17 protein-coding genes are annotated in these 20,412 nt (G+C 42.7%); 3 read left to right on the top strand and 14 right to left on the bottom strand.

Going from position 1 to position 20,412, the window contains the following annotated elements:
• The first annotated feature begins 4 nt into the window (after positions 1-4).
• The gene (locus BSHG_RS15895; protein WP_005801860.1) at positions 5-1,081 is read left to right on the top strand and encodes a family 43 glycosylhydrolase; all 1,077 of its coding nucleotides are present in this window, start codon (positions 5-7) and stop codon (positions 1,079-1,081) included.
• Positions 1,082-1,261: 180 nt separating this feature from the next.
• Here the strand turns inward: BSHG_RS15895 and BSHG_RS15900 are convergent, their stop codons facing one another.
• The 5 genes from BSHG_RS15900 to dut form a co-directional block, all read right to left on the bottom strand.
• On the bottom strand, positions 1,262-5,251 hold the full coding sequence (locus BSHG_RS15900; RefSeq protein WP_008658059.1) for a two-component regulator propeller domain-containing protein: 3,990 nt from the start codon (positions 5,249-5,251) through the stop codon (positions 1,262-1,264).
• Positions 5,252-5,320: 69 nt separating this feature from the next.
• A complete protein-coding gene (locus tag BSHG_RS15905) occupies positions 5,321-6,634 on the bottom strand; it encodes a murein hydrolase activator EnvC family protein (protein WP_008658058.1) in 1,314 nt (437 codons plus the stop codon).
• Positions 6,631-7,218, bottom strand: a complete 588-nt coding sequence (locus tag BSHG_RS15910) for a DUF4292 domain-containing protein (RefSeq protein WP_005784040.1) — start codon at positions 7,216-7,218, stop codon at positions 6,631-6,633. Before BSHG_RS15910 ends, BSHG_RS15905 begins: the two co-directional genes overlap by 4 nt.
• Entirely contained in the window at positions 7,215-8,972 is a 1,758-nt protein-coding gene (locus tag BSHG_RS15915; RefSeq protein ID WP_014298184.1) for a tetratricopeptide repeat protein, read from the bottom strand. The genes BSHG_RS15910 and BSHG_RS15915 overlap by 4 nt, the downstream gene beginning before the upstream one ends.
• Before the next feature lie 30 nt (positions 8,973-9,002).
• Complete coding sequence (dut, locus tag BSHG_RS15920; RefSeq protein WP_005784036.1) at positions 9,003-9,437, bottom strand: dUTP diphosphatase; 435 nt, start codon at positions 9,435-9,437, stop codon at positions 9,003-9,005.
• Between the two features lie 101 nt (positions 9,438-9,538).
• Between dut and BSHG_RS15925 the strand changes: the two genes are divergently transcribed.
• Entirely contained in the window at positions 9,539-10,867 is a 1,329-nt protein-coding gene (locus BSHG_RS15925; protein ID WP_008658056.1) for a deoxyguanosinetriphosphate triphosphohydrolase, read from the top strand.
• Here BSHG_RS15925 and BSHG_RS15930 read toward each other — a convergent pair.
• The 5 genes from BSHG_RS15930 to BSHG_RS21295 all read right to left on the bottom strand — a co-directional run bounded on the left by BSHG_RS15930 (position 10,839) and on the right by BSHG_RS21295 (position 16,042).
• A complete protein-coding gene (locus BSHG_RS15930; RefSeq protein WP_005784031.1) occupies positions 10,839-11,852 on the bottom strand; it encodes a GNAT family N-acetyltransferase in 1,014 nt (337 codons plus the stop codon). The genes BSHG_RS15925 and BSHG_RS15930 overlap by 29 nt on opposite strands.
• Positions 11,853-11,882: 30 nt before the next feature.
• On the bottom strand, positions 11,883-12,701 hold the full coding sequence (locus tag BSHG_RS15935; RefSeq protein ID WP_005784029.1) for a 1-acyl-sn-glycerol-3-phosphate acyltransferase: 819 nt from the start codon (positions 12,699-12,701) through the stop codon (positions 11,883-11,885).
• Between the two features lie 265 nt (positions 12,702-12,966).
• The gene (locus tag BSHG_RS15940; RefSeq protein WP_008658054.1) at positions 12,967-13,470 is read right to left on the bottom strand and encodes a DUF4625 domain-containing protein; all 504 of its coding nucleotides are present in this window, start codon (positions 13,468-13,470) and stop codon (positions 12,967-12,969) included.
• Positions 13,467-15,626, bottom strand: a complete 2,160-nt coding sequence (locus tag BSHG_RS15945) for a TonB-dependent receptor (RefSeq protein ID WP_008658053.1) — start codon at positions 15,624-15,626, stop codon at positions 13,467-13,469. Before BSHG_RS15945 ends, BSHG_RS15940 begins: the two co-directional genes overlap by 4 nt.
• A 74-nt stretch (positions 15,627-15,700) precedes the next feature.
• Positions 15,701-16,042 (bottom strand): hypothetical protein, encoded by a 342-nt coding sequence (locus tag BSHG_RS21295; RefSeq protein WP_005784025.1) that lies wholly within the window; start codon positions 16,040-16,042, stop codon positions 15,701-15,703.
• Positions 16,043-16,239: 197 nt separating this feature from the next.
• On the opposite strand from BSHG_RS21295, the gene BSHG_RS15950 reads away from it, so the two are divergent.
• A complete protein-coding gene (locus BSHG_RS15950; RefSeq protein WP_005784022.1) occupies positions 16,240-16,746 on the top strand; it encodes an RNA polymerase sigma factor in 507 nt (168 codons plus the stop codon).
• A 98-nt stretch (positions 16,747-16,844) separates the two neighbouring features.
• Here BSHG_RS15950 and BSHG_RS15955 read toward each other — a convergent pair whose 3' ends face one another.
• From BSHG_RS15955 to BSHG_RS15970, 4 genes are all read right to left on the bottom strand, one after another.
• Positions 16,845-17,471 carry a hypothetical protein gene (locus tag BSHG_RS15955; RefSeq protein WP_008658051.1) on the bottom strand — a complete coding sequence of 209 codons (627 nt, stop codon included), beginning with the start codon at positions 17,469-17,471 and terminating at the stop codon, positions 16,845-16,847.
• Complete coding sequence (locus BSHG_RS15960; protein ID WP_225550666.1) at positions 17,468-18,640, bottom strand: 6-bladed beta-propeller; 1,173 nt, start codon at positions 18,638-18,640, stop codon at positions 17,468-17,470. Before BSHG_RS15960 ends, BSHG_RS15955 begins: the two co-directional genes overlap by 4 nt.
• Positions 18,641-18,861: 221 nt before the next feature.
• A complete protein-coding gene (locus BSHG_RS15965; protein ID WP_008658047.1) occupies positions 18,862-19,410 on the bottom strand; it encodes a hypothetical protein in 549 nt (182 codons plus the stop codon).
• Positions 19,370-20,410 (bottom strand): 6-bladed beta-propeller, encoded by a 1,041-nt coding sequence (locus tag BSHG_RS15970; RefSeq protein WP_225550342.1) that lies wholly within the window; start codon positions 20,408-20,410, stop codon positions 19,370-19,372. The genes BSHG_RS15965 and BSHG_RS15970 overlap by 41 nt, the downstream gene beginning before the upstream one ends.
• Positions 20,411-20,412: the final 2 nt, after the last annotated feature.

Below are 20,412 nucleotides of genomic sequence, written 5' to 3'. Positions count from 1 at the left end.
GCCTATGAAACTCAAACATATCCCCTTACTCCTGTTGGTACTGACCTGCTGTCCGGCTTGTCAAAACAAGAAAGCTTCTGCCACTAAAGAGATTCCTTCCGAAGCTACTTATACCAATCCACTATTGGCAGTAGGAGCAGAACCATGGGCTGTCTTTCACGAAGGCAAATATTATTACACACAAGGAGCCGAGAATAAAATTATCCTTTGGGAAACCAATGACATCACCGACCTGGAACATGCTGTCCGGAAAGAGGTATGGATTCCAAAAGAAATCTCCAACTCTTATCACCTCTGGGGACCGGAGATACACCGGATTGACGGGAAATGGTATGTTTATTTCGCAGCAGATGACGGCAACATGGACAATCACCACATCTATGTCATAGAAAACAGTTCTCCCAACCCGTTGGAAGGTGAATTTGTGATGAAAGGACGAATTAAAACTGACAAAGACGATAATTGGGCAATCCATGCCAGTACATTCGAGCATCAGGGTCAGCGTTATCTCATTTGGTGTGGATGGCCTAAGCGCCGGATTGAAACAGAAACTCAATGTATCTATATTGCCAGGATGGAAAATCCGTGGACACTCTCGTCGGACAGGGTGATGATTGCGGAACCGGAATATGAATGGGAACGTCAATGGATCTCACCTGATGGCAGTAAAACAGCTTACCCAATCCACGTCAACGAGTCCCCACAATTCTTTGAATCGAAGAACAAGGACAAAGTGCTGATATACTACTGTGCCAGTGGAAGCTGGACTCCCTACTATTGCATCGGACTGCTGACTGCTGATGCCGGCAGTGACCTGACCAATGCGGCATCCTGGAAGAAGCAGGATACTCCTGTCTTTGAACAGCAACCCGAAGACAGTGTTTTCGGACCGGGTAGTCCCTCTTTTGTCCCTACACCGGATGAAAAGGAATGGTACATGCTTTATCATGCCCGAAAAATCCCCAACGATGCACCGGGAGCAACAGACTCCCGTAGTCCCCGTCTGCAAAAAATAAGCTGGGATGCAAACGGGATGCCTGTTTTGGGAAAACCTTGCAAAGAAGGAACGCAAATTAAATAGTACAATCCGATCGATCTATTGTATACACAGTTATACATCCTCTCTTTGTCAATACCCTCTTTACTCTTTTTCCATCAACTGAAAGAAGAGTAAAGAGGGTACTGATTGTTTAAGCGATGACAGTCATCTATCCCCTGGGTGCATCATATATCTTGGGATAATGCGGAGTCCGCACTTGTATCAATGATAATCTTTCGGCAATACTCCAAACTGAATCTTAAAGCATTTGGCAAAATAGGACGAAGAACTGAAGCCGATTTTCTCACACACTTCGGTTATGCGCACTCCGCTTTTCAGCAGCTCGGCAGCTTTATTCAAACGGATAGTCTTCAGGTAATCATTGGGCGGCATACCGACCAAGGCCTTTATCTTACGATAGAAATTGGAACGGCTCATATTGAGTGACTCTGCCAGTGTATCAACGGAGAAGTTCTCGTCCGAAAGCTGTGCCTCGACCGCTGCCCGAACCTTAGCCATCAATTCACAATCTTTCTGAGACACAGAATATTCTACCGGGCTGATAGGGGCAGCCCCATTGCCACCTGATAATTCAGACATCATTTTATGGAAGGCTTGGCGCAGCTTCAGCAAATTCTCAATCTGCTTGCGTAACTGACGGATAGAGAACGGTTTTTCAATATATACGTCGGCACCACACTCGAAGCCTTCCACCTTGGCTTCCAGTGTCGTTTTTGCAGTTAACAGGATGACAGGTATATGGGAGTATTCAATGTCCGACTTAACTTTTGCCGTTAACTCCAGACCGTTCATCTCCGGCATCATCACATCACTGACAATCACATCCACTGTCTCGTTGGCAAGTACCTCAAGTGCCTGCCGGCCATTCTGAGCTTTCAAGACTTTAAACCAGGTACTCAGAGATTCCCGGGTCAGATTCAGCAAGTCGACATTATCTTCCACCAACAGAATGGTAAATTTACTGCCCGATAACTCGGTACCCTGTTCTTCGTCAGCCGCTTCCCGACCATCCGGTATCACTACTTCCGGTTCTTCGGATACAGCCTCTTCACCCCAAGGCAAAGTGAGGACAAAAGAGGATCCACCATATACACTATCTTCAAGGCTCAACGTACCATGGTGTGCTTCAGCCAGTGATTTGGAGAAAGCCAAACCGATACCTGTACCTACTGCTCCCGATTTTCCGTCTTTCACCTGGTAGAACGCCTCAAATACTTTCCGCTTTTCAACATCCGGAATACCCGGACCGTCATCACTCACCGAAACCCGGAAGCCTTCATCGGAAGAGACTAATTTGATATCGATACGGCTTTGGGCATATTTTACTGCATTACCTATCAGGTTGACGATAATTTTGCAGACCTTTTCACGATCGACCGAAGCAAAGATCTCGCCTTCCGGCAGATCGAGCATCACTGAGATGCCTTTCAGTTCGGCGGGACTCGTAAACTGGCTGTGAACATCACTTACCAATTGGTTGATATCACACTTCTTCAGACTCAACTGCACCCCACCATTTTCCATTTTTTGAAAGTCGAGCAACTGGTTGGTAATCCCCAAAAGGTAATTGACATTCCGGTCGATTACCGATAAGTACTTGGCATCCCGCCCTTCTCGTTTATCTTCCAATAGTTTCTCAAGAGGAAGCCGGATCAGACTCAGTGGAGTACGGATTTCATGCACCAGATTAATAAAGAAACTGATCTTCGACTTGTAGACCTCTTTTTCTTTCGTAGTCTGGTACTCTTCCATACGACGTTTGTATTTCTTCTTCACATGCCGGTTCCAATGCCAGCCTGCATAATAGGCAAGACCGAGGAGGAGAAGTGTATAGACACAATATGCCCATGTAGTCAGCCACCATGGAGGCGTGACTACAATCAGCAAGGAAGTAGTCTGGTCATTCCATTTATGATCGTTGTTCGAACCCCGTACCTCAAACTCATACTTGCCCGGAGGCAAATTGGTATAAGAAGCCGTATTCTGTTCGGAGTTAATAACCCACTCTTTATCTACTCCTTTCAGGCGGTAAGAATAACGGTTTTTCAAAGGATCTTCGTAACTCAAGGCTACAAAGCTCACAGAGAAAGTATTATGTTCGTAAGGTAACGTTATGGTTTCCGCACGATAGAGGGGACCTTCCAGATGAAGAATATCCTGCACCAGCCGTTCATCCGTCGTATAAGGCAGACGTATTTCAGTAATATATACGGAAGGGATGTACTGATTATCCATGAATTGATCGGGGACAAAAGAATTGAAGCCACTGATTCCGCCGAAATAGAGTTTACCACTTGCTGTTTTCAATGAAGATTGGGCTGTAAACTGATTGCCTTGCAGTCCGTCATTCACCGTAAATTGGCGGAAATGCTGCTTTGTGATCGGATTGATCGTTATCAACCCGGCATTACTGGATATCCAGAAGTCACCGGTCTTGTCTTGTTCAATGGAGTAGATGACCCGGTTGGGCAATATTGTATTATCCGGATCGAAATCAATAAATGTTTCGGTCTTCGGATCGAACGAACAAAGTCCGCCTCCATTGGTACCAACCCACATGGTACCTTTCAGATCTTCAAATAATGTAATTACGGAATTATTAGTGATGGTAGTCGAATCATTCCTTTCATGCTGGAAATGTTTCCAATGCCCGTTCCGGGTATTAAAACGAAACACACCGCTGTTGGATGTACCAATCCAAAGATTGTCGTACATGTCTTCCAGAATATCAACCACAGAGACCATTGACCCTACTGTGGTAATTGTCGAGAAATTGTCTTCCCGGGGATTGTAACGACACAGTCCCCAACTGGTTCCTACAAAAATATCCCCGCTTCGATCTTTATATACTGCCAGGACATCGTCACTGCAAATTGTGTTCGGAGTATCCTGCAGATGATTGTACGATTTCACATGGCCGGTCCGGAGGTCGAGTACCTTCAACCCTTCGGCATAAGTACCAATCCACAAACGCTCGCCATCCAACAACAAAGAACGTATGTCGTACTTCTTATCCACGCCTCCGCCTATCGGATAAGCGGTCAGTTGATGAGTGGAGACATCGAAGAAACACAACCCATCACGAGTACCCACCCAGATATCCCCGGCAGCATTTTCGCAAAAAGGACCTACTACTTTTCCGGCAGCCACACCTCCATCCCGATAAACAGGAGGATAATAATCGAATCTTTTAGTCGGTTTAGCCAGATAATTCACTCCTCCCAAATTGGTCAACACCCAGATTCCACCTTCTGCATCGCGCATCATTGCATTGATAGACTGGTCGCTCAAGCTTCTGGGATCTGACGGATTATCGATTCGTGAGAAGTTTTTATCATGTAAGTCAAAAAGGTAGAGCCCATTGTCGGTACCCACCAGAAGCTCTGTTTCCGAGTAATTCAGCAGACAACGGATCGCACCGAAATTCAGATGGGATGCATTATAGCAGTCCAGGTTGCCGGTACGCTCGTTCAGACAGTACAACAAGTTGCTCCCCGCACCGAACCAGATATCACTCCGGATATCGAGCAAACAGTTGATACGATAATTATCGGGATTATTGCCGGCAGACAAAAGAGGATAGGACTGCAGGAATTTACCGTTTTCATCGAAGCAAAGCAAACCTTCCTGTAAAGAAGAGGCATAGATATGTCCAGAGTTATTCTCACAAACGTCCCATACGAAAGAGGTCTGAAGACTATTCTGTGTCAACACATCCGTTTGAGGATTATAAACAAATAATCCTTGTCCCAAAGTGGCAATCCAGATCAAACCGCTTTCGGACTTTATTATTTTCTTTATCTCACTACTGATAAAAACGCCATAGCGGGTCTTCTTATCAAAATAAGTGAAACGATCGTGTTCACGGTCGTAGATATAAAGTCCCCAGTTGGTTCCGACCCATATATTGTGGTTCTCTTCCTCAAAAAGTGCCTGCACAAAGTTGTTCTCTAGCGAAAACTTATCATTCAGGACATTTCTGTAAACCTTGTTACCACGTCCGTTATAGCAATTTAAACCGTCGCTCGTTCCCAGCCATATAAAGCCATAGCTATCTTGCATGGCGCACCAGACTGTGTTATGTGATAATCCGTCTTCTACCTGATACTTCTTAAAAGAAAAATAGGAGAATGCCTGTAACGGTGTTATCCCAAAAGCAAATAAGGTAATTAGTAGAGTGATGATTCGCATGTGTTGTATTCATTTAAGATTAAAAAAACGACTTGTTGTTATGTATGTGCATAATCTGTCTGAAAGCATTTATCGGTTCAGCCATGGCTCCGGATTCAGTTTGTCCCTCTCCCTGCGCAACTGGAAATGAAGAACAGTCCGTCCATTGTCACTACCATCCGAGAAAATCGGACCGATAGCCTGCCGGGTCGTTACCGTATCACCGGATTTCACGGAAGCGGATGAAAGATTACAATATACCGAGATATAATCACCATGGCGTATCAGTACATTGAAAAGTCCGTTCAATTGGAACACGGCAGCCACTTTTCCATCAAAAATAGCACGGGCCTGTGCACCCGGTTTCCCTTGTATATCAATTCCTTTATTATCAAGTTTTACGTTACGTAATCCTTCCACAGCATATTGTCCGTAATGGCTGGTAATAATGTAGGGTCCCGTAATAGGCATCGGCAATTTACCTCTGTTACTTACAAAATTACCCGAGAGTTCACGGTCGGCCTTGCTCATGGTGAAACGTTCCAAAGGTTCTGCTTTCTTCTTTGCTGGAACCGTACCGCCTCCCGTCGAAGACGATTTACTTTCTTTGGCAGCTGCTTTCCGACGGGCCGCCGCTTCCCGACGAGCTTCCTCTTCAGCACGCTTACGTGCACGTTCTATCTCTTCGGCAATCAGCTTATCAATTTTTGCATTTAGTTGGTTGGCCTCACGCCGTTTCTTACTAATCTCACTTTGCAGTCCTTTCTGTTTCTTTTGCAAACCGGCAACGATCTCACGTTTTTCTTTTTCCTGTGCTTCCAGTTTAGCCTTTTCACCTTCCCGTTCGCGCAACAGATTTTCTTTAGCAACCTTCACCTGCTGAAGCTCTTTCTTTTTACGATTCACCTGTTCTTGCTTCTTCAGGATCTCCTCCCCCTGCAAACGCTGATAAGTGGCATACTCCCTCACATAACGAAGGCGACGATAGGTCTGCCCGAGACTTTTGGCAGAAAAGATAAACATCAACCTCTCCTCAACCGACTTATTCTTATACAAATACTGTACGGAAGATTCATACTTCTTCTTCTTATCCTTCAGATCCCGCTGGAGTCCCCTGAGCTGCCGCTCTAATCCGGCAATCTCTCGGCCTACAGCCTCCACATCATTGTTTATGGCAATGATATAGCGCTTTCTCTCCTCTATTTGTCCGGTAAGGGCAGCAAGTCCGTTCAACTGGCTACCCACATCTTTCTTTGTGTTCTTCAGCAATGACTCAGTCTCCGCAATCTGTTGTTGCAGGGCACCACGTTTACTTTCCAGCTCTTTGATCAGTTTATTGGACTGAGCTGAAATCGTAGTTGTCAGACAGAGACAGCTTATCAGAATCAAAAGAAAGCGGTTCATAGTTTCATCAGCATTTTTAGCAGATCCTCCAATGCTACTTGAGTGTATCTGGACGATACCTCAGTAGGTATTAATTCGAATTCGGCAGTCGAGAAATCAGATAGTCTCACCTTTGCCTTTTCCAGAGATGGAATTCCCAATTCACGTCCTGTGAGCTCCTTTTTCTCACCCGGAAGTGAAGCTTTGAACAAAAGTTTCTCCAACCGGTCAAAATCAGCATTCTCGGGCAGTATTCCCTTTAGCTCATCACGGGTTGCCCGCACATAACGTTTATTCATACGGTCAATCAGTAACACCTCATCCGGGGTAACTTCCATACGCATTACTTCCGAGCGGAATACCGGCATCAGGACAGATAACTGGATTCGTTCACCGCTTTTCATCTTCATGCTGCCGCTTACGGTCATACTGCCGTTTTTGTTGGGCACTGTCAGTTGCAGTTTAGATGACAGATAAGCCGGTTCTACCGGTGTAGTCTTGACCACCTTTGATGTTTTACAACCTGCAAGCAGAACTACCATAAGTAGCAAAGGCAGCAGGTACGACTGTTTAATGACAGTTTGTTTCAACTTACTTCCTTTCATTCTGCAATGTATTTCTTTTTTTCTATTTTCTGTTTAAGTGTTTTCGATTCAGTGCCCAGTTCCAGTGCTTTCTTCCAATATTTCAAAGCACCTTCTACGTCACCGGTCATAAAATAGATATCCCCGCAATGTTCAAACACCACGCTGCTCTCTTCTTCCGGTTTGGTATTCTTGATGGCATCGTCAATATAGATACGGGCCTCAGCATAGTTTCCCTTCTCAAAAAGAATCCAGGCATAAGTATCCAGATAAGTAGCATTGTTCGGTGCGGCTTTTACGGTTTTATAGCTCATCTCCTCTGCCTTATCGAGATCTCTGCGCTCTACCGATAAATAATAAGCATAATTATTTAGTGCACCTATATTGGACGGGTTGTAAACCAAAGCTGAATCATACGCTGCATATGCTTCCTTCATCAACTTCTTGGTATGATATACATCACCTATAATTGTATAAAAATCGGAGACCATTTGCTTGTCACTCTCCGGAGTGACATGTTCTAGTGCTTTCCGGCTGACTTCCAGTACATCGTCCCAATGTTCGGCCTGATTATATGCAATAACCAGATAAAAATAAAACTCCAAGGCATCCGGAGTTGCCTCAATCCCCGGCTCACAGATCTTAATCACCTGCTCATAATCATTCTTCCGGATGGCGGAACCTAATAAAGTCATGCGTGCTGCTTTATTGGTAGGATCTATCTGTACTACTTGCTCCAATACCGGAATAGACTGTGCCTCCATTCCTTTGGATAGCAGATACTGTGCATAAAGCATCGGAATTTGCACATCATCCATATCCATCTGCATCATCCGGTCAAAGAGTCCGATAACCTGTGTACTGTCTTTTCCCTCCTGTTCGCTCTGGACGATAAACTGCCTCATCACATTCACCTTTGTATCCGAAGGAACTTTCCGGTTCAGTAGCAAAGTATCCATTTGTTGTTCAAACAGTTCTTTCTGTCCGGTCTGCTCGTAATACGAAGCCAATGAAAACAATGCCATCGGATTGTCCGGTTCTGCGGCAAGTACTTTCTTATAAGTATCATAAGCTTCCTGCTTCTTGCCATTCTGCATATAGACATCTCCCAGAATCACCTGATAGCGGTAGTCCATCGGATACTCATTGACCAGGCTCTCTATTTCTTCAAAAGCCTTTTTGTCGTCCTTCATTTGCAGATAGATACGAAACTTCTCCATGGTGATCTGCTCATTCTTTCCCGTTTTTTCCTCTATACGGTTCAGGGTAGAAATAACTTTGCCATAGTCTTCCTTCTGATTATATAAATCGAGCAGGTTGAACAACGGATCTTGTTTAGCAGGAAAACGCGTTGCCATCTTTTCGAGTATTCCTATCGCTTTTTCTTTCTGATCCTGCTGTTGGTACAGACCGGCCAATGCCTGACTATACCAATAATTATCAGGGGCATAAGCGACTGCTTTCTCCAATGCCTCTTGTCCTTGCGGCACTTGTTTAAGGAAAAGATAATACTGGGCAATCTCGTATAGAGCTGCCGAACCGCTCGGATTGATGGCCAGGCAATGCTGCAACAGGTCGAAAGCAGCCGTATACTCCTTTTTCACTTTCAGGCGCGATGCTTCAAGAAAGAAATAGTCATATTTACGTTGCTGCTCCGGAGTGAGATTTATTTCCTGAACGGCAACTTGCTCCGATTGTTTCTCCACCTTGCGGGATGAACCGCAGGAAGCCAACAGAAGCAGCAGCATTCCGAAAAGCAATTTATTTATTTTCATTTTACTACAATTATTGATTCGACCGAACATCTATCCTCTTCCGGTATGTCCGAAACCACCCGCGCCGCGTTCCGTTTCGTCCAGTACCTCAACTTCTTTCCATACAGCTTGTTCGTGGCGCGCAATGACCATCTGTGCAATACGCTCCCCATCTTCTATGACAAACGTCTCGGCCGAAAGATTTACCAGGATGATGCAAATCTCACCACGGTAATCTGCATCGATGGTACCGGGAGAATTCAGTACAGTAATCCCTTTCTTCAAAGCCAGTCCGCTCCGAGGACGAATTTGCGCCTCAAATCCCTGTGGCAGAGCTATGAACAGTCCTGTAGGAACCAGGCATCGTTGCATGGGAGCCAAAGAGATAGGTTCGGAAATATTAGCGCGGATATCCATTCCTGCAGAAAGTTCGGTCGCGTATGCGGGAAGCGGGTGCTTCGATTTATTGATTACTTGTATGTTCATATTCAGTCTGTTTACTATTTAACGGGCGAAAATACGCAATTTGAGCCTAAAATTCATACTTTTGCAGTTAAATAATGTGCAAATACCAAATTGTAAAGATCATGATGGACTGGAAAAGATTGATTTCAGCTAAGCGTTTCGGCATGGAAGAGTTTCACGAAGAGCGTCAGGAAAACCGTTCGGAGTTTCAGCGGGACTATGACCGTCTTGTCTTCTCCGCCCCTTTCAGAAGGCTTCAGAACAAAACCCAGGTTTTTCCTCTTCCGGGCAGTATTTTTGTTCACAACCGACTGACACATAGCCTTGAAGTATCTTGTGTAGGACGTTCGTTAGGCAACGATGTATCGAAAGCGATCCTCGCCCGACAGCCCGAACTGCAAGACTCCTTCCTACCCGAAATCGGTTCCATTGTCTCTGCCGCCTGTCTGGCGCACGACCTGGGTAACCCTCCTTTCGGTCACTCCGGTGAAAAGGCCATTTCTACCTTCTTTTCAGAAGGAAAAGGAGCTCAGCTCCAAGAGAAGCTCTCACCGATGGAATGGAATGATTTGACACATTTTGAGGGGAACGCAAATGCATTCCGATTGTTGACACACCAATTCGAAGGACGTCGGAAAGGTGGATTTGTCCTGACTTATTCAACCTTGGCCTCTATCGTAAAATATCCTTTTTCATCAAGCCTCGCAGGAAATAAGTCCAAATTCGGATTCTTCACCACCGAAGAAGAGGGATTTCGCCGTATCGCAACGGAACTGGGTCTTATTCAGCTCAGCGACCGCCCTTTAAAATACGCACGCCACCCGTTGGTCTATCTGGTAGAAGCTGCCGATGACATCTGTTACCAGATGATGGATATCGAGGATGCCCATAAATTGAAAATCCTCACTACAGAAGAAACCAAAGAACTGTTGTTAGCTTACTTCGCAGATGAACGCCAGACACATATCCGAAAAACGTTCGATATTGTCAAAGACACGAACGAACAGATCGCTTACCTCCGCTCATCAGTTATCGGGTTGTTGATAAAGGAGTGCACTCAGGTATTTTTAAATAACGAAACCGAAATACTTTCAGGAACCTTTGAAGGTGCCCTGATCAAGCATATATCAGAACGTCCGGGAAAAGCATACAAGCATTGTTCGGAGGTATCTTTCAGCAAGATTTACCGTTCACGGGATGTATTGGACATTGAGCTGGCGGGGTTCAGGGTTATCAATACACTCCTTGAATTGATGATCGATGCCGTCACTTCGCCGAAGAAGGCTTACTCACAGCTGCTCATTAACCGCGTATCGGGACAATATAATATAAAAGCGCCTGCACTCTACGAGAGAGTACAGGCGGTGCTCGATTATATTTCGGGCATGACCGATGTCTTTGCCCTGGATCTTTATCGCAAAATCAACGGGAACAGTCTTCCTGCGGTGTAACGACTTTCGGTGTGAAAACCTTATTCACCCCGGAAGTTATCTGGCAATCTTCCGGATCGTTTTTCACGAACGATTCGATATGACGCATCCGTTTCTCTTCAAGGATTTCGTCAACGGCAATCAGGATACCGGTCTCTTCTACATCTCCAAAACCGTAATTGATAGCCGTACCAAACATACGCATGGTCGGACTGAGACTCATATAAGCATTCACTAACGGTGGAATATTAAAACCGAGTTTACGGATCTCACCGTTAAGTATCCGGTAGTCATCCTTAAATGAATCTTTGCAGAAAATCCTTGCCAGTTCAGCCTCATCCGTCTCCATTTCCAGCGGTTTCATCGGAGTGATAAGTCCGTCTTTATCTCCAAAATGCTTCTTCAGGAAGTAAAGGATCATGTCTCTTCCCTGACGGTGGTAACTGGGATACATCGTTACTTTACCAAAGAAATATTTTACATTTGGCATCACAACCGTCAATGCCCCCAATCCGTCCCACAGATTATCCAAAGCAAATAGCCCCTTGCTCCCGGCACGGGTTGACTGATATTCCAATGTAACGAACGAACGCCCGAGTTCAATAGTGGTAGGCAGGAATTCCTTCACAAATCTATCCGAAAAATTGAACATGTGCGAAGTAGCAAGAACCGGAGCACCATGCTCGTCAAAACGCACATCCGTCCCCAGAATATACCGATAGCCTCCTAAAATTTCTTCTGCCTCAGGGTTCCATACAATCAATTGTTTATACGGATTCTCCATCGTATCATACTCATCGATATCCATTGACAGCCCCGTACCGCCTCCTGCAGCCCGAAAGGCAATCTCACGCAGACGCCCGATCTCCCGCATAATATTAGGAGAGTCCTGATAAGTAATAATGTATATCTGATTATTACTCTTATTGGTCATACGCAACCGCTTGTCTTCAGTCAACTCAGCTATAATCAGCTCCTTGCTTACCGGTTCAATAACTTCTTCCATATACTTTGTTAGTAGTTGTTCCTTAATCTGTTACAGTTTATACACGATATCTTTCACATATTGTGCCCACTCTGCCGGAGTTTTCGACTTATCGAATGTTTGCCACGGAATGGGTTTTCCGAAAGTGACGGTGAATGTTTTATGGCGATTTTTCAGCATCTCGTCCGCCAGGTAAAGCATAGCAATATTAAACTTAATCCCCAGTGCCTTGCATAAATTAGCCAAATTATAAAAGAAATCAGAGTTACGCCCTTCAAAATGGACAGGAATCACATCACGCTGAAACTGAACACTTTTTACGATAAATGTTTTCTTCCAGTCAAGATCGCGAATCACTCCGTTCTGCCGCCGGGAACAAAGTCCAGCGGGAAACATTATCAGTTGATCGTCCGACTTGAATCCGGCTTCTACCATCTTAGGAAAATCTTTTGCCTGTTTGCCTGTTTTATTAATAGGAATGCACAATGGTGCCAAGCCATGAAGGTTCATCAGCAAATCATTCACCAGATACTTCACCTTCCCATCGAAATGACGTCCCAAAATATATCCGAGAGAAACACCGTCCTGTCCTCCCAGCGGATGATTGGACACGAACGTATATAAACCGTCTTTCGGAATATTTTCCAGACCTTTCACCTCCAACTTTGCATCCAGAAACTCAAGACAAGCCCCCAGAAAATCGACTCCCACTTTATCTTTCGAATCGCGCAGAAAAACATTTAATTCTTCCTGATGTACAATTCTCTTCAGATAGGAGACGACAAACTTTGGTATGTACTTGTAGTGCTTCGGAGCTTTCGTCTGAAGTATCTTATCAATATCTATTAAAAATAAAGAGTCGTCAGCCATTCTTTTTAGATGAAATGATTGCGCAAAATTAACTGTTCTTTTTTATTAATCGCAATAAATCGGTAGAAAATACAGATTTTGTCCCATCAAAAAAGGGTAAAAGAGGTCGTTTATCAGAAAAAGAGGATGAAAAAAGAGAGGTGAGAAGGCTAATTATCAAGCAATAAAGAACGACACACAAAAGAAGACCATACCTGGGGACGGGATTTTCTAACTCCTCATCCGTCGGTATGGTCCCACTCATATTCAGGCTCAGGTATTCTATTTAATCATGATGATGTTCATCATGGTGATGTTCTCCCTCTTCACCTCCTTCCACGCTTAACACAATATTACGTACTACATAAGTTTCATTGCCCGACTGATCTAAACAGTAAACCATCAGGTGATAGTTTCCCGGAGTGGCGTCAGCCGGTATTTTAATATCATGGTTATGTACGTGTGCATCTTTCTGTCCGGCCTTATCCGTATAGGTCCTTTCAAATGTAAAAGGCTTGGTTACTCCCGCTTCCGATGCCCTGGTATGCGAATGACCGTCAAAGTTGTTGTGAATATTAATCTTATAGGAAGCAATCGCTTCATTATCGTGAAGATTCATCTCAAAATGTACTCCATGAGAACTTCCGATTCTTAATATAGCGCCTTCTTCAGGTTCCAGCAGATCAATGACGGGTTTTATCGTATCGCCTTCGTCTTCTTTAGAGCATGACACGAACAGAAAAGAAAAAAATAAGATACTGATTATTGACAAATAATTTTTTGTTTTCATTTTAATAAACTTTTAAATGGTACTTTAATTAAAATCTGAAAGTTCCGTCCCGGTTCGGGGATTTCTACTTTCCGGTAAAAACTAAGATGATTAAAGTATTTGGCACCGGATAAATTCCGGGCTGATAAAGTCACCTCGGCCCATATACCCCCTATCCGGAGGTTGGCAGATACTCCGGCATTCAACAACTGCGCTCCGGGAGTGGGATCTTCATTTCGTGCCACCCGGTGTTGTGCGGCAATATGCTGTACCTCACCATAGATGCTGAACTCTTTATATTGCCACGTCAGTGTATTGCGGAGTGAAGCAGGAGGCGAGAAACTTAGAGGAATATGTTCATCGCAATTATAAGTATAGACATATTCTCCACTGACACGATAGTTAAAGTGTCGGAGGAAGTCAATGCCCACTGCAGCTTCACCGCCCGCAAACAGGGCTTCCGCACCGGTGTACCGGTAAATCTGTCCGGCATGGGGCAGTATCGACCACTCTCCGGTAGGCCGAAGAAAAATATAATTGCTGAACCAGCTGACAAATGGTGACAAACTTACCGACAACGGCCCATTTTCATAGGTATATGAAGCATCAAACTGCCAACCGCGTTCGGAAGCAAGCGCTGCATCTCCCTGTTCATGCCGGAAAGTGCCGTGATGAACTCCGTTCGATGCCAATTCATTGGCTCCCGGCAACCGGAAGCTATGGCCGACATTTACCTGAAGCAGATGACCTCCGGAAGGACTCCATACCAACCCCAGTGAGCCGGAATAATCGCCAAAATGGCGACGAACGGGGTAACTACGCCATTCATACTTCCGGATAAATTCATCACCATAACCCTGCTCCCGCAGATATATTGCCAAGTAAGGATCGGTATAAGCGGATGCATCTATCTTTCCGTAATCATAGCGAAGTCCTCCACTGAAGGACAGAGTGGGTCCCGGACGATAAGTGGTCATCCAGAAAGCCCCTGTGGTAAATCTCCGGTAAGCAGGCAAAAGAAATGAATAACCGGCAATCGTATTCCTCTGATATTGTACATCCCATCCTGCCGTGTGTTGCCATACGGCAGAAGCAAACAACTTCAGCTTAACAGCAGAACTATAAGTGTTCAACGTAAAAGCCAGTTCCTTATCCGGATCTTTGTCCGGTACAGGCTGAGCATCATAATGAGTATGAAACCGGCTCCACTCCTCGCGATGATTCTTCTGAAAGCCAATATCCCACGTCAGCGCCCATTTATCGTACAAAAGGCTCTGCCGGGTAGAAACTTTCAAGTGATTCACCTGGCTGTACGGAAGTTCTATGTTACGGCTGTCCCCGTCATCCTGCAAACGCGACACATCGGGAATGCCATGTACACCGGGAAAGAATCCTGTTTTCTGAAAAACATTACTCACCCAATAAGAAGAGACATACCGTTCTTTTCTAAATCCGGCAGCCCAACTGACATCTCTCTCAAAACCGGCTGTATTTTTAAGCCTTCGGTGATAAACAGGCATACGTTGGGTGAGGTAGACAATAGTATCCGTCGGAATACGATAATCCCCAAAGTGTTGTTCCGAATACCTTGCCCAGGTATACCAGGCATCTTTTTTGATCCCAAGCATCAGTGAACCTCCCAATGTACCGTTGACGGATTTCCCCAACAAGCTCGCTTCACCGAATAACCGGTTACCCGCAGGCAATGGTAATGGAACAAGTTCAATAGCCCCTCCCATTGCATCACTACCATACAATAAGGAAGCAGGACCTTTGCGAATACTTACCTGACCGGCATTAAATGCATCCAGCTCGAGTCCATGATCGGCTCCCCATTGTTGTCCCTCCTGCTTAATCCCATTTTCTACAACCGAAATCCGGTTGAATCCCATTCCGCGAATCATAGGTTTAGAAAAGCCCGAACCGATATCCATGGAATGTACTCCCGGAAGTGTTCCAAGAGTTTGTATCAAGTTCCCTGTGAAGTGTTCACGCAGAAACTCTTTCCCTACCACCTCCATACGCCATGTGGAGTTCTTATTCTTCAGATGCTGATAACTCTCCGTCACCACCACTTCAGATAAGGACACGGCTTTCAGTGAATCGGGCTCTTGAGCATGCAAGGTAGAGATTAAACATAACCCTCCCAGCATACCCGAAAAAAATCCGATACGCATACTTAAATCGTCTTAGTTAAATAAAACAGAGTAAGAAGACAAACGGTAAATTAAATCCAGTCTGCCTTCGCAATTTAAACGATATGATAAAAAACAGGAGGAGGTCCGCGAAGATAATGCGGATAGAAAGCGATAGAAAGCTTTTTATCCTGAAAAGTTCCACTCTCCCATTTTACGTAAAGGGGCGTATAAGTCAGAAGAGTAGAAGGGGTTTCAATAAATGGAGAAAGCATAAACTGACAGATGGGACAAGTCTCACATGTGTGATGGGACTTTCCGGAATGTGCGTCTGTACAGGTTATCGAAGTTTCTTCGGAATGATTATGAAAAACCTTCACGACAGACAAGGGCATAAATGTCATCAGTAACATCCATGCAAGCCAAATCCTATGTCTAGTATTTCTCTTCACACCCATTTATATTTAAACCGACGCAAAGATAGAAAACCCAGCGTCCCAAAAACACCCAAAAACTATCAAAATACACCCAAAATCTATCATTTGACAGTTTTTACCCTGTTTAAAGCTTAATTTTCCCCCGTCACTGTCTAAAAAATGCCGTAAACTTGCATCATCGAAAAACAACGAATATTCACAATTTAAAAAGCAACGTTATGAAAAGTTTAAGCTTCAGAAAAGATTTAATTGGAGTTCAGGAAGAGCTACTTCGCTTTGCATACAAACTAACAACCGACCGTGAAGAAGCAAACGATTTGTTGCAGGAAACCTCTCTTAAAGCGTTAGATAACGAAGATAAATATACTCCCGACACTAACTTTAAAGGATGGATGTACACCATCATGCGCAACATCTTCATCAATAATTATCGCAAAGTAGTACGCGATCAGACTTTTGTAGATCAGACCGATAATCTTTATCATCTGAGCCTTCCGCAAGAATCAGGACTCGACAGTACCGAAAGTCGTTACGACTTAAAAGAGATGCACCGCATCGTCAATTCATTACCCAAAGAATATAAAGTGCCTTTCTCTATGCACGTTTCCGGATTCAAATACCGTGAAATAGCTGAGAAACTGGACTTGCCGCTCGGGACAGTAAAGAGCCGTATCTTTTTCACCCGCCAGCGTTTACAGGAAGAACTGAAAGACTTTAGACAATAGGCCACATGCATTGTCGATTTCTATAAATCATTTTAGTGCAGATTTTTAGTTGTGTATCAAGGAGCAGAAAGAGAGTGATTCCCTTTCTGCTCTTTTTATTATTCCAAATCAGTAAAAAACTTCCTCTTGACAGAAGATAAGTATACCTCTGTCAAAAAAGGTATTTCTTTATGAGGAATATACATACATTGAATCCGTTCTTCTTGAGGAGTCAAAACAAAAAAATAAGGTAAATCAATATTCACCAAAACAGAATCGATCTCCGCCTCCATGTTATAAATAGCAAATTTCACTTTATTTGATTTCTGAAAGCTACGCATATATTCAAGACTTTGGAAATCTGTTAATAAAATAATATTTTGAAGTTCTATTGAATCAACATACTCATTCAAATTACGTATTTGAGCATCAATACATTTATCACAATTAAGTTCGGAAAACCTAAATACTAATTTGGGATTGTCTATTATTAAATCACCTATTTTTTTCTGTTTGCCATCAGTATCAATAACAGTCAGTTCTTTATCAATTAATTGACCATTGAACTGTATTTCATACATTCTATCCTCTTTTTGCATTTCTAATATGCCCAACCGTTCTCCTGTATCTTGTCTCAGTTCAGAAAGAAACGAATGCACTTTCTTTAAGCCTACATGCTGATGATAAATATAGCAAGTATTAGCCACCAAGAACAATAAAACAATTACAAGGTACTTTTTTTTCATTCAGCACTCTCAAATTGAAATTTCAATAATACAGGATTACCTTCGCAATTAGTTATCTGTTTCAAAGACTCAAATTTAGTTCTATATTTTTCTTTTATAGGAGAATCCGGAGACAATATAACATCAAGCATCTGCATCAGTGCGCTTGCAGAGTACACAGAGACCAAAGCATCACCGATGGTATAGAAAGAAGTAACAGGAAGATATCCTAAATCCCTCACAACAAAACTGTTGCCTACTGTAGACTTAAGCGTACTCCGGTCAACAGAGAGATAGCGAAAGTATCCCTTATCTGCATAACGTCCTAATATGTAATTCCCAGACATCTGCATATAACTCAACCCTTTCACAAAATTTCCTTTTGCAACAGCCAGACGAAAGCTATTATTTATCGGCTCTATATCATCAGGAAGATTACGTTGAGTAAAATCAATCGTATAAAAAGGTTGAGTTCCTTTAGAACTTACCTCATAAATAGTATCGTTAAAGGGATAAATCAGAAAAGCTGTATCTTGATATTGACTATCATAAATAGTAAATGCGGTAGTACTATACTTATCCATCTTTTCTTCAAATGGAATTAAAACCTCTTCTATCTTACGAGTAGATAAATCAAACTTATAAAGATTAAAACGATCTGATTGGGACTTGTTATAATTGGAGACTAAATATAAATTCCTCCCCATCAAGAACCCATTCAAATAAGTAAACTCACCACAAGAAAATTCCGTGGTTCTCTTATCTTGAAGATTATAAACTATCCATTTAGATTGATGCTGATCTGAAATTAAAACAGAATCTCCTGTAACACAAAAGAATCCAACAGAGGTAAATTCTCCCGGACCACTTCCTTGACAACCAATCTTACCGATAAATCGCCCGGATTGATCAAACATGTAAACTCCTTTGCGAGTTCTATCAAGTACAAATATACGATCTTTATAGAATTCAATCCGTTCAATTTCGGATAACAAACACTCATCTTTAGTCTCCAAAGGAATAATCTCAACCGAATCTCTCAACAAAGGGGTCAAATCAATAAAGTCTTTCACTTTGTCCGGATCAATCAATATGGATTGAGGTTTCAAAATCAGCCTGTCCTTCAAACCATTAGACAACGAACATGCCGTGAGACAGAATAAGGCTACAAAGATATTCACTATTTTCATAATTTGTTTTTCATTTATTACAATTATCTTACACTCATACCTAAAGTCAATAGCCTTTGTCATATGATTGCCTTACAAGGAGTACAGTCATTTTTAAAAGATCATCAATGATCTCTCCATTCAAATAAGCCTCGTCGTAGATGACATTTATCCTCTATGTATTCTATATCCAAGTCATCTTTACAAACAATTAATAACCCACATTATTTCGAGACACTCTTCTATCTTTTCAGACAGGATGCAATAAACATTTTGATAGTCTGATTATCCATTTCGGTAGTTGGAATCAATGCTTCAAGAATCCGATTATCAGTATCTACACGCAATAGCATTGGAGTGGGAGCATATTTGAGTTCTCTTCTTATTAAATCCTTTGTGTCTACATAAATATATCCATGATACTCATTGAAACGCTGCACAGATGTTAAATCTGAAATCATCGAACCAATCACCTTTACATATTCCTTACCCTTCTGCCTGTCTATACTATTGACAACAGCAAATCCCGTCTTAATACAAGTACCGCAGTCATGATAATTAAACAAGAACAAAACTTTTTCATGCAATAATTCATTAGGCAAAATAGAATCGACACTATTTAATTTCTTTCCTACCAGCCACGTAATATCTTTTTCAATCAAATGTTGAACTCTTGTGTTTCTGCTCGTTCGCTCTTTGGCATCATACTCTTTTATCTGATTACAGCTAAACAGAAGTATCATTAAAAGACTAATCGGAAACAGGTAAAGCCAATTTCTCAATACGTTCATTGCTATAGTTTGTTGCAAAAATATAATCAGGAGTAACACAAAAAGAAGTATAGATCTCACCTGGAAGCGCATAAATAACGTCCAATTGTAATTCAGGCTCTGTTTTCAGACACAATATCTTATTTACCCGAAAGCCTCCCTTATCCCGATCCTTCAGTTCTGAACAAAGCAAATACAAATAGCCATTCATCGCATAAGCATCCGAAATAAAAGTATAATAACTCTTAGGATCATATGGTTGACTTCCTTCGTAAGTCAGGTTATCTTTTATCAAGGAAACAGAAGATAAATCAAAAGTAGCTACTTGTTTATTAGATGACAAATCATATTTTCCTAATAAAGAAGAACTGCTTGTAATACCATATAGAGAAGTACTGTCTTTTACTAAATGCCTCTGATTAAGCACCATATTCCTCCTAGCATTACCAAAATCATGGACGTTCCCTGCCAAAACAAGTGTAAACAAATCCCCTCTTTGCCAACTTTCAGCACTCTTCGTATAAAAAGTGGAGTCAGTAACTGCTGATAAGAAAATAGTATCTTTATTCATAAAGAAACGATAATCGTTCGCAGCAGGAACTGAAAAAGAAGATATAAATTCCGAATCAAAATATCTTTTTACGTTCACGGTTCCTCCATCCAATATATAGACTGTATCCTTCTCAACATAAAATCCTACAGGGCGAACCAACTCTCCAGGTCCATCTCCAGGTTTACCGATCAAACTAAAATCAGAAAACTCCAAATCCATAACAGCCACATCTCTCCGAGCCTCATCCAACAAATAAATCTTACCATCCTGATATTGCATTGTACCCACCTGAGAGAAAAATGAAGAATCAGGATAACTCTTTATGTAAGAAACGAGTTCACATTTCAACACTTTTTCAGGAGATTCGACCGTACGTCCACATCCCCAGAACAATAACACCCAAACCGGACAAAATAACAACAAGCCTTTCAGTCTCTTCCTGTCTAATAAATTAAAAGAAGCGCTCATAA

Source organism: Bacteroides sp. 3_2_5 (assembly GCF_000159855.2).
GTDB lineage: Bacteria > Bacteroidota > Bacteroidia > Bacteroidales > Bacteroidaceae > Bacteroides > Bacteroides fragilis.
This window is presented reverse-complemented; position numbering and strand designations above follow the sequence as displayed.